We start from the raw sequence: 12,350 nt of genomic DNA on the forward strand, positions 1-12,350 counted from the left end.
CTACTCGTCGACCATGTCACGAACCGCCAGATGGCTGAACAGCATCGACGTGCCGATCGGGTTGCCGCCGCCGGGATAGGTGGTGCCGCTCGGTGCGGCCATGGTGTTCCCTGCGGCGTAGAGACCCGGGATGGCCGTGCCGGCGGAATCAAGCACGCGAGCGCGCGAATCCGTTCTCAGGCCGCCCTTGGTGCCCAGGTCGGAGATACCGAACGCCGCAGCATGGAACGGGCCGCGCGTGATGGCTGCCATGGGGAGTTCGCCACCCGAGAACGCGCGGTCGTAGGCTTCGTCGCCGCGGCCGAAATCCTCGTCGGAGCCTCTGTCGACCATCGAGTTGAAGCGCGCGACCGTGGCGACCAGAGCGTCAGCGGGCACGCCGATCTTCGTGGCGAGTTCGTCGAGGGTCTCCGCGGTGTGCCAGAGTCCGGCGGCGCGGTACTTCTCGGTCTCGTCGAACGAGACGTTGCTCGCCTTGATCGGCGGGATCTCACCCTCGGTGTCGTCGTAGATCATCCAGAACGGCAGTGACAGGGCGCCGTCGTCGAGCTGATCGATGACGGCCCGGCCGAGACGGTCATACGGGGCCGACTCGTTGACGAATCGCTCGCCGTTCTGATTGACGAAGATGCCACCGGTAAACCAGAGCGCGAACGCCGACCGGCCGTCGGGATGCGTGAGCCCCGGAGACCACCACGCCTGGTCCATGAGGTCGGTGTCCGCGCCAACGGCGATTCCTGCCCGGTGCGCCTTGCCAGTGTTGCTCCACGGGCCCATCGTGTCGCGCGCGAGGCCGGGGACGCCGTGACGCACGCGCATCTCCTCGTTGCCCTCGAAGCCGCCCGCCGCGAGCAGGACTCCCTTGCGGGCGCGGATGGCCACGGTCTCGCCGCCGCGTTCGACGATAGCGCCGGTGACTCTGCCGTCCTCGGTGACCAGCTCGACGAGCGTGCTGTTCAGGCGGAGGGTCGCGTCCGGGTAAGCGGAGATGGCTTTGAGGAAACGCGCCACGAGAGCGCGGCCGCCGATGAAGAAGTCGTCGGGAGTGCTCGCGCCGAGCCGGTCCACATCCAGCGGTCCGCGCACGATGTCGCGCAGCTCCGGGGCTTCTGAAACCGGGAGCGGAGAGGGCATGGTGTGTCGCTGTCCATCGAGCCGCGCTCCCGGGGCTTTACCGAAGTAGTCGGGCCACGGCAGCATCTCGAACGCGAGATTGTCGTCCTTCTCGAGATACTCGATGAGTGGAGCGCCGCCCCTCACGTAGGTCTCCTGGAGTTCCTGCGGCGTGCGGTCTCCCACGACCGCCCTGTAGTAGGTGAGGGCGTCGTCGATGGTGTCGTCCGTGCCGGCGCGTTGGAGCACTGGATTGCACGGGAACCACATTCCGCCGCCGCCGGAGTAGGCGGTGGTGCCGCCGAACTTGTCGGAGGCTTCGAGGAGTAGCACGGAAAGCCCTTCACGGGCCGCCGTGTAGGTTCCCGACATTCCGCCGCCGCCGGAGCCGGCGACCACCACGTCGTATTCTTCCATCCAATTGACCGGCATCGATTCTCATTCCTCGTGATTTAGCGGACGCTGGGTAGATGGCCGCGGATGACCGTTCGTCATCTGCGGGAGTTCAGGCTGTTCTGGTTCAGGAACCGGTGGTCATGTCTTCCGGCGCCCAGAACGCGCGCATCGACGTGATCTGGCCGGTGTCGTCGAACGTCATGACGTCGATGGGTTCCACGACATACGTCTGGTCTCCGGCTTCGGTGACCACGCGGAAATGGAACGTCGCCTCCAGTCCGCACACGCGTGCCACGTGCAATGTCGTGGTGAGCTGAGCGTCTTCGAGACCCTTGTAGAACTCCTCGATCGCGGTTCGGCCCCGGTGCACGTCCGACCCGACGGGATCTTCGAGGGTCGCGTCCTCGGCGTACAGCGCAGCCACCTCGGCGGCCGAACCGTCGGCGACAGTCGCCAGATAGCGATCGATGACGTTCCTGATGTCGGCTGCAGGCATGGCTTCCTTCTCGGTAGGGGCGGCGTTGATCGGGGTGGTCCGGCCGACTCCTGCGGCGGATCTCGGCGCCTTGACCCCGGCGCCTATGTCGCGCTGCGTGAACTGCTGTGGTCTGAGTACTTCCGACTGTTCGTCGTGGGCCCCGAATGTAGCGACCGTGGTGCACGTCACGGAGGTCGATTCCCGGAGAGTGGAAAACATGGTGGCGACGCACCACGCACGAGCGTCCCGCACACGGTGTTGTGCGCGGGACGCTCGCCTCTTCGCGGCCGGCTCAGGTGCCGGCCGCCCTCTCGCCGGCTTCGATCAGTCCGTCATCGAACGCGGCCCGTACCGCGGCGGTGAGGCTCTCGCATCGCCCGGTGCCGAATCGCTCCGGCTCGACGTCGAGCTCGGGGCATCTGGCGTGCCCGTCGACCCAGCGGGTGAGGGTGTGTTCGCGGGAGAACTTGGTGACCTCGACGCACGTGGAGCATCGGGGGCACGTGAAGGGCGTGGTGCGTGCCATCAGCGGCCCATCGCGGCGAGGTTCGCCGCGATCTCGGTCTCCCAGTGCGCGACGGCGTGGTCGGTGTCGATCTCCACTTCGACGCGCTCGACCATGTCGGGCTGGATGTCCTCCACGTCCACGTAGAACTGCTCGTACCACCTGCGCAGTTGGTAGACGGGGCCGTCCTGCTCGGTGAGCAGCGGGTTGTCGATCCGCGCCTTGTCGCGCCAGATCTCCACGTCCTGACCGAACCCGTAGGCGAGCCCGGTGGTCATGGCGTCGGCGGCGGCCTTGGCCTCGACGGGGTCGACACCGGGGCGGTGTTTGGTGGCGATCCCGAAGTTGATGAGGAAGGAGTCCTCGGTGATCGGGTAGTGGCTGTTGATCAGCACCGCCTCGACGTCCTTGCCGCCGAGGGTGAGCTGCTGCGGGTTGATCATGTACGACGGCCCGTAGTAGCTGGCCTCGGACCTGAGATAGGTGTCCGAGTCGCCGTAGGACTGATCCGGGTCGATGTCGGGCCGGGTCTGGCTGTGCATGATCTGGGTGGCGATGTGGCCCTCGAAGATGTTGCGGAAGTACTTGGGGGACACCAGGTGCACGTAGAAGAAGTGCGCCATGTCCACGAGGTTGTCGATCATCTCGCGGCAGTGCGCGCCCTCGACGAGGAAGGTCTGCCAGGACCAGTCGCTCCACTCGCCCTCGTCCCAGCCCTCGATGTAGGGGATGGTGACGTCCTCGGTGGGCTGCGACTTCTGCGGGTCGTGCCAGACGAACAGTTGCCCGTTGCGCTCCATGGACGGCCAGGCGCGCGTCTTGGCCGCCACCGGCACGCGCTTGGCGTAGGGGATCGCGGTGCACTTGCCGTTGCCGCCCCAACGCCAGTCGTGGAACGGGCAGGCGATCGCGTCGTCCTTGATGGTGCCCTTGGCGAGGTTGCCGCCCATGTGTCGGCAGTAGCCGTCGAGGATCTTGAGCCCGTCGGAGGTGTCAAAGACGACGAGGCTGGTGCCGAACACCTTGACCTGGTGGGGCTTGCCGTCGCGGAACTGGTCGATCAGGCCGAGGCAGTGCCAGCCACGGGCGAAGCGGGTGGGGTTGCCGGCGCTCTCGATCTCGCGGATCGCGGTATCGGAGTTCGGGGAAACAGGGGTCTGGGTCATCAGGGGCTCCCTTCGTTCTGTGACCGTGGGCCACACGGTAGGAGCGTGATCTGCGTCACGTGGTGACGATTTCCGGTGGTCGGAAAGCGGCTAATCCTTGGGTGCCTGAGGCGATCGAGAGATGTCGGCGAGGATGCCCATCGCGCACGTCCGGAGCGCCTGGGTGAGCGTCTTGTCGGACTCGATCCGGTCGAGCGGCCCGCATACCGAGACCGCGGTGTTGGTCTGGTGTCCGTCGCTCGTCGCGACGGGTCGCACGGTGACGGGCGTCGCCACGCAGGCGAGGTGGGGGAGGAGCTCACCGCGCGAATAGGCCAGACCGTCTTCCTGCACCACGCCGATCTCGGTTCGGAGTTCCTCGCGGGTGTGGAGGCTCTCCGGTGTGGTGAGCTCGAGCCGCGGGGCGAAATGCTCGTCGAGATAGTCGGGTCCCTCGGACGCCAGGAGCGCCTTGCCGGCCGCGGTCCTGAACGCGGGATGCCGGCCGCCGACGTACGTGGGGACGACGCTGAGTCGCGTGTCGCCGACCTTGTCCCACCACACCACGTCGGTGCCGTCGAGGTAACCGAGGTGCACCACCAGGCGGGTGCGTTCGTGCATGGCCTCGAGGTGGGGGCGGGCCAGGCGGAAGTACCAGTGGCCCTGCCGGGCGAGGGTGCCCAGGTGGAAGGGACGGACGCCGATCTCGTACTCGTTGCGGATCCGCAGGACCCACCGCCGGGCCACCATCTGCTCGAGGAGCCGGTGGACGGTGGTGCGGGGCAGTGCGGTGGCCTTGGAGATCTCGGTGAGGGTCATGGATCCCTCGGTCGCGATGGCGTCGAGGATCGTGTCCACTCTGTCGAGGATGCCGGTGAGGGAGTCTGGCCGGGTCATGGCGGTTGTCACTGTGTCTCTCCGTTCACGTCGCGCGAAGTGGGGGACGTCGCGCTGTGATGAGGGTCACTGTAGTCCGGTGAGTGGGAGGTGGGGAGGTGGGGGTTTCCGTTGAGCGGAAAAACCTGGGAGGTGACGGGACGACGACGACGAGGATGCCTCCCACCGGCCCGGATTCGCTGGCCGGGTCGCCGATCCACTGGAGTCCTCATGAGCAGCATTGATGTCCGGTTCGCTGATGTCCCCGGAGGCCGTCTGGGATACCGGGATCTGGGTGATCCCGACGGGAGGCCGGTGCTGTTCCTGCACGGCTCGGGGCCGGGGGTCACGGGCTGGCGGAACTACTCGGAGACCGTCGGCGCGTTCGTTGACGAGTTCCGCTGCATCGTTCTCGAGTTTCCCGGTTTCGGCATCAGTGACGTGCGCGGCGGCCACCCCGTGGTCGACGCCCGGAACAGTTGCGTGGAGATCCTCGACCACCTGGGTATCGACAGGGCGAGCATCGTGGGGAACTCGATGGGCGGCATCGTCGGCGCCGGACTGGCGGCCAAGCAACCCGACCGCGTGGATCGACTCATCTGCATCGGCGGCGTGGGCACCACGTTGTTCAGCCCGGGCCCGGCGGAGGGGATCCGCCTGCTCATGGACTTCCTGGCCGAGCCGGACAAGCCGGCGCTGCACCGGTGGCTGCGATCGATGGTCTTCGATCAGGCGTTGGTCACCGAGCTGTTGCTGGAGCAGCGGTGGGCGCAGGTCAACGAACCGGGCGTGATCGAGTCGATGAAGTCCCTCTACAACCCGGCGGCGATCGCCAACGTTTCCCGCGGTGAGGTCTCCTTCGACCTGGCCGACGTCACCGCGCCGACACTGCTGTTCTGGGGCCGTGACGATCGCGTCTCGCCGGTGGACATGTCGATCATGCCGATGCGCCTCATTCCGGACGTGGAGGTGCACATCCTGCCGGACTGCGGGCACTGGGTGATGATCGAGCAGAAGGATGCCTTCGAGCGCCAGGCCCGGGAGTTCCTGCTGCGCAACTGACGTTTCCGGTCAGCGGAATCTCTACAACGTGACACGTGTCACGTCGCATAGGTTCCGGGTGGTGAGCAGCCTGCACCTGCTCAGCCGCCCGTCGTTCAAGGAGAACCGATGCCCCGATACCTCAAGACATCTGCTGCTCTGCTGGCCACCGCACTGGCCGTCACCGGGTGTGTTGGCGCGGGGCCTGACCAGAACGAGGCGAGCGGTGTTTCCGAAGTGGCGTTGCCGTCGCCCGGGGAGGGATGTACCGCGGATCGCGCGGGAGGCACCATCACGATGGGCGAGTACACGATGCTTCCGTCGTTCGCGCCCGGCCAGGGTGCATACGGGGTGGTCGGCGGGTCCCAATCCGCTGCCGTCTATGACCGCCTGATGCGCTGGGATGCGCAAGGGGAGGAGTTCGTTCCCCAGTTGGCGGAGTCGTTGGAGTCGGATGACACCAGCACAAGGTGGACGCTGACTCTGCCGGAGGGTGTGGAGTTCTCGAACGGGGATCCGCTCACCGCCTCCGACGTGGCGTTCACGGTGGGGCTGCACCAGGACCCGGCGACGCGCTCGATGGGGATGGCCGACGCGCGCCAGGTGGCGGACGTCGAGGTGGTGGATGATCAGACGGTCGAGTTCGTCCTGTCCGAGCCCTGGGCGGGCTTCCCTTCGATGCTGACGGGTCCGGTCGGCGAGGTGATCCCGCAGCAGGCTTTCGAAGCCGCGTCCTCGGAGGAATGGGCGGCGGCCCCGATCGGTGCGGGGGCCTACCTTCTGGACGAGTACATTCCGGGCCAGACAGCGGTGATGAAGCCCAACCCGAACTACTACGGGGGCGAGGTGTGTACGACACTGGAGTTCGTCCGGGTGCCCGGCTCGCAGGGCACATTCGAGGCCTTCCAGACCGGCGAGCTCCAGGTGGGCTTTCTGCGCGGGGCAAAAATCGTCCATGACGCCATGGATGCCGGCATGCCGGGCTTCTACGCCGTCCTCAGTTCCGGCTCGATCATCAATCTGAACAACGGCGCCGGCGGGTACGACGGGGTGTTCACCGATGTGCGGGCCCGCCAGGCAGTGGCCCACGCGCTGGACCGCGAACTGATGGACCAGCGTCTCAGTGGCGGTGTCGGTCAGCCGACGGCTGCGCTGCTGTCCGAGGATTCTCGTTTCTACAGCGGGCAGGAGGGTCCGGCCTTCGACCCCGAGCGATCCTCCGCGCTGGTCGAGGAGGTCAAGCAGGACACCGGTTGGGATGGTGGCGTGACCCTCGTGATCGGCGACGGCCCGGAAAACGTGGAATCCGGTGTGGTGATCAAGGCTCTCCTCGATGCGGTGGGCTTTGACGTGACAATCGAGAACACGGCTGTCTCGCAGGTGACGGCCCGTCAGTTCACGGGCGACTACGAGATGATGATCGGCGGATCCGTCGTCACCGAGGCCGATCCCGCGCATTCGCTGTGGAGTGCGGTCGTTCCGGGCGGGGCGATGAACTTCACCGGCACGGATGATGAGCGGCTGGTCAAGGCCGTGACAGAGCTCAAGGCCACTACCGCCGCAGAGGAACTGACTGATCGGCTGGCCGAGTTCCAGGAACTCCACGACGAGGTTGTGCCGTACACGGTGCATGCCAACGCCGAGGAATACGTGATCGTCGCGGAGTCGGTGCACGGGCTAGCGCCCACGCTGCACAACGTCATCCTGTTCGACGACGCCTACATCCAGGAGTAGTCCGGAACCACGACGAGAGCCACGGCTCCGGTCTCGTACCGGGGCAGTGGCTCTCGGTTTCCGTGCGGTGTAATCCTGCGATGAGGCAGCCGGCCGCCCGGACCCTCAGTCGTCTCCACGACGGTGGTCGTGCTTGCGCAGCCGCGCACGTTCGACTTCCAGTGCCGGTCCGGCCGGCCGGGCTGACCCGGCCGTGTCCCCGCCGCCTCCATCGAGTTGGAAGTACTCGTACAGGCGGTCCTCGTCGGCGGCCGTGAGATCCCGGCCGGCTTCCACGCTCGGTGCGTCCTTCACCTGTTCCTTGGTGAATTGCACGTGGACCTCGCTGCCGTCGACGCGGGCGCCCCGCAGCGGCACGAAGCTCTCGGTTGTCAGGAGCTTGCTGGTCGAAACGGTGGCGAACGTGGGTTCATCGGTGCGGTCGTCGAGGTAGACCGTGCTGAGTTTGCCGATCTTGTCTCCCGAACTGTCGTAGACGACCGTGCCGTAAAGACGATCGAGTAGTTCCTTGTCGATCATGGCGGACTCCCTGGGTAGCCGGTTCAAGCACTCGCCACGCTAGGAGCCCGCCAGTGGGTTTGCGACCGGTCCGATGCCCCGGCCGCCCTGGGCGCGTGCCCCGCGGGTATGGCGTCACCGCAGCCCCGGGAGCAGGTGCGGCCACCTCTTTTCGCGGTAGCCGGCGGCGCGCCGTGGAACACTCGCGGCCAAATCAATCGACGACGCTCGCGTCCGCGACAGCCGAGGCGCCAGGCAGAGCAGAGGTGCGCACCCATGACCACAACGCCGAAGATGCCCACCGACTGGTAATTCGAGGACTTCGCCGAGGGGCAGGTGTTCCGGACCCAGGGGCGCACTATCACCGAGGCCGACCTCGTGACGTTCGCCGTGTGGAGCTGGGACACCAATCCCGTGCACACGGACGCGGTCTCCACCGTGGAGCGGCGGTTCGGGGGCCCGATCGCGCACGGGGTCCTGGGGCTGTCGGTGGTGATGGGTCTGGCGTCGCGGGAGGGTGTGTTCGACGGCTGCTCGGTGGCGTTGCTCGGGATCGACGGCTGGCGGTTCCACCTGCCGATCAGGGCGGGGGACACGGTGCGTGCGGAGATCACCATCACGGGGACTCGCCTCACGTCGTCGGGGGAGACCGGTGTCCTGGAGCGGCGCTTCGAACTCTTCGGCGCCGACGACAAGCTTGTGCAGAGCGGCCGGATCGACTTGATGGTGAGCTGCCGGCCGACGGCATAGGGACGGTCGGTGGCGGTCGGGGGAGGGAATGACGACAACGACGACGAAGCTCGCCCCCGCACGAACGAAAGCTATTGCCCGAATTTGCAACCGAACGGAAGCCCGAGGGCTCGGCAGCGAAGCGCCATTCTAGGCACAAAGTTCGATGTGTAGGCGAACTTGTCAGAGTAGCCAGCGACCCGTGTCTCAAATTCCAAGCACAGAAGCCTGGGCGAGGACATCGGCAGGCATTGGACGCCGAAGTTCCCAGCGAATCTGGATCGGGCGTTCGCCGGAGTGCGAGACGTAGTCAGCGTTGCCCAACAGCATGAAGGGCGCAGTCGCTACGTCATCTTTCGGTGAGTTCCGGACCGCGAGTAGGACGCTGGTCCCGATCTCGCGCTGACTGAGGTATCGACGGCCGGTCTTCGATGACTGCGAGGTGCCCGACTGCGATTCCCAGTCAAACAACGTTGGCGAAACAGGGACGTCGCGGTACATCGTCGACGGGCTGAAGATGGCCTCGTCCTTGTGGAGATTGATAAAGAAGATGTCGGTCTGGTGGGCTTCAGACCAAGCGACGCCTTCGCGGGATCCCTGCGGTCTTCCGTCCTTGCCGCGCCAGTCGAGCGCTGAAAGGAGTTCCTCGCGGCTGTAGCTCGCATGTGATCGCAGGGGGAGGTCAACGAGGTTGCCCTCGAGTGGAAGCGGAACGTGGTGGATGTTCCGGGTCGCAGCTTCCATGAGCTGTATCAGTTCTTCGAAGAGCCGGGGGAACGCAGCGAGTTCGGTGACGGTGCGAGCAAAGTCAGGCGTGGCCTGTGAAGGGACCAGGTAGTCCACGAGCATTGACGCCCAAAGATCGTCGCGGGTGAGCGCGTCGCCGGCCAAGATGGCTCCGGCTACGCGGGCGTATTCTCGAATGCGGTCGATGTCGTCAACTGTCCTCAAGCGTTGGAGCTTTTTGAGGAGCTTCTTTTCTTCGCCTTCTGGCTCGGCCTGCCCCGTCGCGATAGTCACGATCGTCGTCCAGGAACGATCTGTGCGGTATACGTCGTCCAGGTCGCGATTGGTTTCATCGAGGAATTCGGCCAGCTTGGGGACTTCTCCTAGTGATGACAGGTCCTTTGCTAGAGCGTTCTTGGTATTGGCGTTGACTGCCATCCTTATCGACTGGAGGACCTCTTCTCGAGATACCTCGTCGAGAACGATCCGCGAGGCGCCGGGAAGGGACGGGAATCCCACATCGAGGTCAGACTTGAGGCGGCGGCGCGACAACCCGGTCATTGCGTGGAACCTGCCAGCGAGGTTGAAGTCGGCACGATGTTGGCCCACAGAGTCCAAGACGATGAGAACCGCTTTGCCCGGGGAGCGACGCAAGCCGCGGCCGAGTTGCTGAATGAAGATCGTCGAGCTGGCGGTCGGACGCAACATGAGAACAACATCCACAGACGGGATATCGACGCCCTCGTTGAAGACATCGACGGTGAAGATGCATCGCAGCTCGCCCGCCTTCAGTTGCTCGACCAGGGCGCGGCGCTCGTCGGGGGCCGTGGTGCCGACTATGGCGGCAGACGGAAGACCCCGGGCGGTGAACGTTTCGGCCATGTAGTTGGCATGGTCAACTGAGACACAAAAGCCGAGAGCCCGCATCCGTGAGGGGTCTAGGACCTTCTCGCGGAGCGCCTTGAGGATGAGCAGTGTCCGAGCATCGTTGCCGGTGTACAACGCAGAGAGCGCTCCTGGACTGTATTGACCAGCGGTCCATTCGACATCGCGCAGATCGGTGTTGTCGGAGATCCCGTAATAGTGGAACGGGCACAACAGATCCTGCTCGAGCGCATCCCACAACCGCAGCTCGTACGCTGTGCGGCCATCAAAGAACTCACGAACGTCGACGCCGTCAGCGCGTTCAGGTGTGGCAGTCAGTCCCAACACTTCGCCGGCGTGGAACCTCGAGAGGAGCCTCCGGTAGCTCGAGGCCTCTGCGTGATGAAACTCGTCAATGACAAGTACATCCCAGTGATCCGATGCATCGGAATCGCGATCGAGGGATTGGATGCTGGCGAAGACGTGCTTCCACTTGCGTGGTCGGTCGCCACCCACGAAGAGTTCGCCGAAGGAACCATCGCCGAGCACCGCCCGGAATGTCCGTAGCGCCTGGACGAGGATTTCTTTGCGGTGCGCGACAAAGAGCAGTGAAGGCTGCGTGCCGCCGGCTTCTTCGACCAACCTGCGGTAGTCGAGCGCCGCGACGACGGTCTTTCCCGTGCCAGTGGCGGCGACCAGAAGGTTTCGGTGATGCCCGAAGACCTCGCGCTCAGTGGCAAGCGCGTCGAGCATCAGCTGCTGGTGGCCGAACGGACGCACCTCGAGCCCAGCGAGTGTGACCAGGACGGAGCCGCTTTTGCGACCACCGGCCTCCTCTAGCGCTTGGTCTAGCTTGTTGGCGTCGCGCTCTGGGTCGTATGGCTCGAAGTCCGGCAGATTCCAGTACGAGTCGAAGACCGTTCGGAACTTGGCGATCTGAGCAGTGTGGATCACGGACGAAAGTCGCACGTTCCATTCCAGGCCGTCTACGAGCGCCGAACGGGACAGGTTTGAGCTGCCCACATAGGCGGTGTCGAATCCCGAGTGTCGACGAAAGAGCCAGGCTTTGGCGTGGAGTCGCGTGGAGGCCTTCTCGAAGCGCACCTTGACATGCGCCCCGTAGTCCCGCACGAGTACGTCGAGGGCTCTTCGATCCGTTGCGCCCATGTACGTCGTGGTGAGTACGCGCGGAGTGATCCCACGTTCGGCGAGTAGCTCGAACTGCGGAGCAAGCACCGTCACGCCGGTGAACTTTACGAAGGCGCAGAGTAGATCAACCTCATCTGCAGATTCCATTTCGAGGGCGAGCTCGTTGCCGAGACCGGGTTCGTCGCGGGCGTTGGTGAGAAGCGCGCCCTCTGATAGCGGTGTGGAGGGGCGTCGTGGCTGAGACTTGCCAACGGGATAGATGGATTGAAGGACCGTGCCGCCTGCAAGGTCGTCATCCGACTCGATGAACTCGATGAAGCGCTCAACGAAGGCCAGTCGCTTGTCAACGTCGAGGGTTTCGAGATGTCGGCGAACTGCATCACCCACATGGCGACCAAGTATCTCGGGAGCCAGTGTGGGATCGAGCTCCACGATGTCGTGAGCGCGTGCAGTGACATCGAGACGACGCTGAAACCGCGGGGTGATGACGGATTCGTAGAGCCCATCGGGGAGAGGTGCGCTCAAGAATGCTGCTCCATCTGGGACTGAAAGGCGGGGGAAGTGAGGATTGCTACAGCCGGGATGTCTGGAGCGGCCCAATCGAGGGCGGGTAGCGAGCCAATGGAGACCCACCGCAGTTCGTCGTGATCAGTGCTGTGCGTTGGCACTTCTGCTGACGTCACGAAGTAGCAGGCCAGATCAATGTCGTTGTGGCCGACGGTGGTGACGGATCTGTCGATGAGGGCGTCGACCGAGATTGAGATCCCAAGTTCTTCCCGGATTTCGCGAACTAAGGCGGTTTCGGGAGTCTCGTCGTCGTCGACCTTCCCGCCCGGAAACTCCCACTTACCCGCAGCAGTCTTGCCGGGCGCGCGGCGGCAGGCAAGAACCGTGCTGTCGCGCACGAACACCGCCGCAACGACCTCAAGACGCCGCAATGGAGCTCCCTAGGTTTCGACTCGAATGATCAGGACTCGACCATATCGGGGGCGTCCGACATCACTTCGCCATATCCACCCAGTCCTTGAACCCGGACGGGTCGTGGCGGCCCATATTGGCGTGCTCGAACATGCCCCAGCCCTCGGCGCCGTTGCAC

At 65.0% G+C, this 12,350-nt stretch carries 11 protein-coding genes; 3 read left to right on the top strand and 8 right to left on the bottom strand.

Annotation, left to right across the window (positions count from 1 at the left end; all coding sequences use genetic code 11):
• The 5 genes from ACWIE7_RS14735 to ACWIE7_RS14755 form a co-directional block, all read right to left on the bottom strand.
• Complete coding sequence (locus ACWIE7_RS14735; protein WP_454069718.1) at positions 1–1,545, bottom strand: FAD-binding protein; 1,545 nt, start codon at positions 1,543–1,545, stop codon at positions 1–3.
• 88 nt (positions 1,546–1,633) lie between these two features.
• Positions 1,634–2,005 carry an SgcJ/EcaC family oxidoreductase gene (locus ACWIE7_RS14740; RefSeq protein ID WP_454069720.1) on the bottom strand — a complete coding sequence of 124 codons (372 nt, stop codon included), beginning with the start codon at positions 2,003–2,005 and terminating at the stop codon, positions 1,634–1,636.
• A gap of 274 nt (positions 2,006–2,279) precedes the next feature.
• Positions 2,280–2,513 carry a hypothetical protein gene (locus ACWIE7_RS14745; protein ID WP_454069722.1) on the bottom strand — a complete coding sequence of 78 codons (234 nt, stop codon included), beginning with the start codon at positions 2,511–2,513 and terminating at the stop codon, positions 2,280–2,282.
• The gene (locus tag ACWIE7_RS14750) at positions 2,513–3,658 is read right to left on the bottom strand and encodes a Rieske 2Fe-2S domain-containing protein (protein WP_452100058.1); all 1,146 of its coding nucleotides are present in this window, start codon (positions 3,656–3,658) and stop codon (positions 2,513–2,515) included. The genes ACWIE7_RS14745 and ACWIE7_RS14750 overlap by 1 nt, the downstream gene beginning before the upstream one ends.
• 90 nt (positions 3,659–3,748) lie before the next feature.
• Positions 3,749–4,534 carry an IclR family transcriptional regulator gene (locus ACWIE7_RS14755; protein ID WP_452100057.1) on the bottom strand — a complete coding sequence of 262 codons (786 nt, stop codon included), beginning with the start codon at positions 4,532–4,534 and terminating at the stop codon, positions 3,749–3,751.
• A gap of 210 nt (positions 4,535–4,744) precedes the next feature.
• On the opposite strand from ACWIE7_RS14755, the gene ACWIE7_RS14760 reads away from it, so the two are divergent.
• Both ACWIE7_RS14760 and ACWIE7_RS14765 read left to right on the top strand, forming a co-directional pair.
• Complete coding sequence (locus ACWIE7_RS14760) at positions 4,745–5,575, top strand: alpha/beta fold hydrolase (RefSeq protein WP_454069723.1); 831 nt, start codon at positions 4,745–4,747, stop codon at positions 5,573–5,575.
• Positions 5,576–5,683: 108 nt separating this feature from the next.
• Positions 5,684–7,288, top strand: coding sequence for an ABC transporter substrate-binding protein (locus ACWIE7_RS14765; RefSeq protein WP_454069725.1), 1,605 nt, complete (start codon positions 5,684–5,686; stop codon positions 7,286–7,288).
• Between the two features lie 105 nt (positions 7,289–7,393).
• Here ACWIE7_RS14765 and ACWIE7_RS14770 read toward each other — a convergent pair whose 3' ends face one another.
• On the bottom strand, positions 7,394–7,807 hold the full coding sequence (locus ACWIE7_RS14770; RefSeq protein WP_454069727.1) for a PRC-barrel domain-containing protein: 414 nt from the start codon (positions 7,805–7,807) through the stop codon (positions 7,394–7,396).
• A gap of 315 nt (positions 7,808–8,122) precedes the next feature.
• Between ACWIE7_RS14770 and ACWIE7_RS14775 the strand changes: the two genes are divergently transcribed.
• Positions 8,123–8,536 (top strand): MaoC/PaaZ C-terminal domain-containing protein, encoded by a 414-nt coding sequence (locus ACWIE7_RS14775; RefSeq protein WP_454069728.1) that lies wholly within the window; start codon positions 8,123–8,125, stop codon positions 8,534–8,536.
• A 186-nt stretch (positions 8,537–8,722) separates the two neighbouring features.
• On the opposite strand, the gene ACWIE7_RS14780 is transcribed toward ACWIE7_RS14775, so the two are convergent.
• Together ACWIE7_RS14780 and ACWIE7_RS14785 are read right to left on the bottom strand one after the other, a co-directional pair.
• The gene (locus tag ACWIE7_RS14780) at positions 8,723–11,779 is read right to left on the bottom strand and encodes a DUF3427 domain-containing protein (protein WP_454069730.1); all 3,057 of its coding nucleotides are present in this window, start codon (positions 11,777–11,779) and stop codon (positions 8,723–8,725) included.
• On the bottom strand, positions 11,776–12,165 hold the full coding sequence (locus tag ACWIE7_RS14785) for a (deoxy)nucleoside triphosphate pyrophosphohydrolase (RefSeq protein ID WP_452100051.1): 390 nt from the start codon (positions 12,163–12,165) through the stop codon (positions 11,776–11,778). The genes ACWIE7_RS14780 and ACWIE7_RS14785 overlap by 4 nt, the downstream gene beginning before the upstream one ends.
• Between the last annotated feature and the right edge of the window lie 185 nt (positions 12,166–12,350).

Source organism: Dietzia sp. NPDC055343, assembly GCF_053645265.1.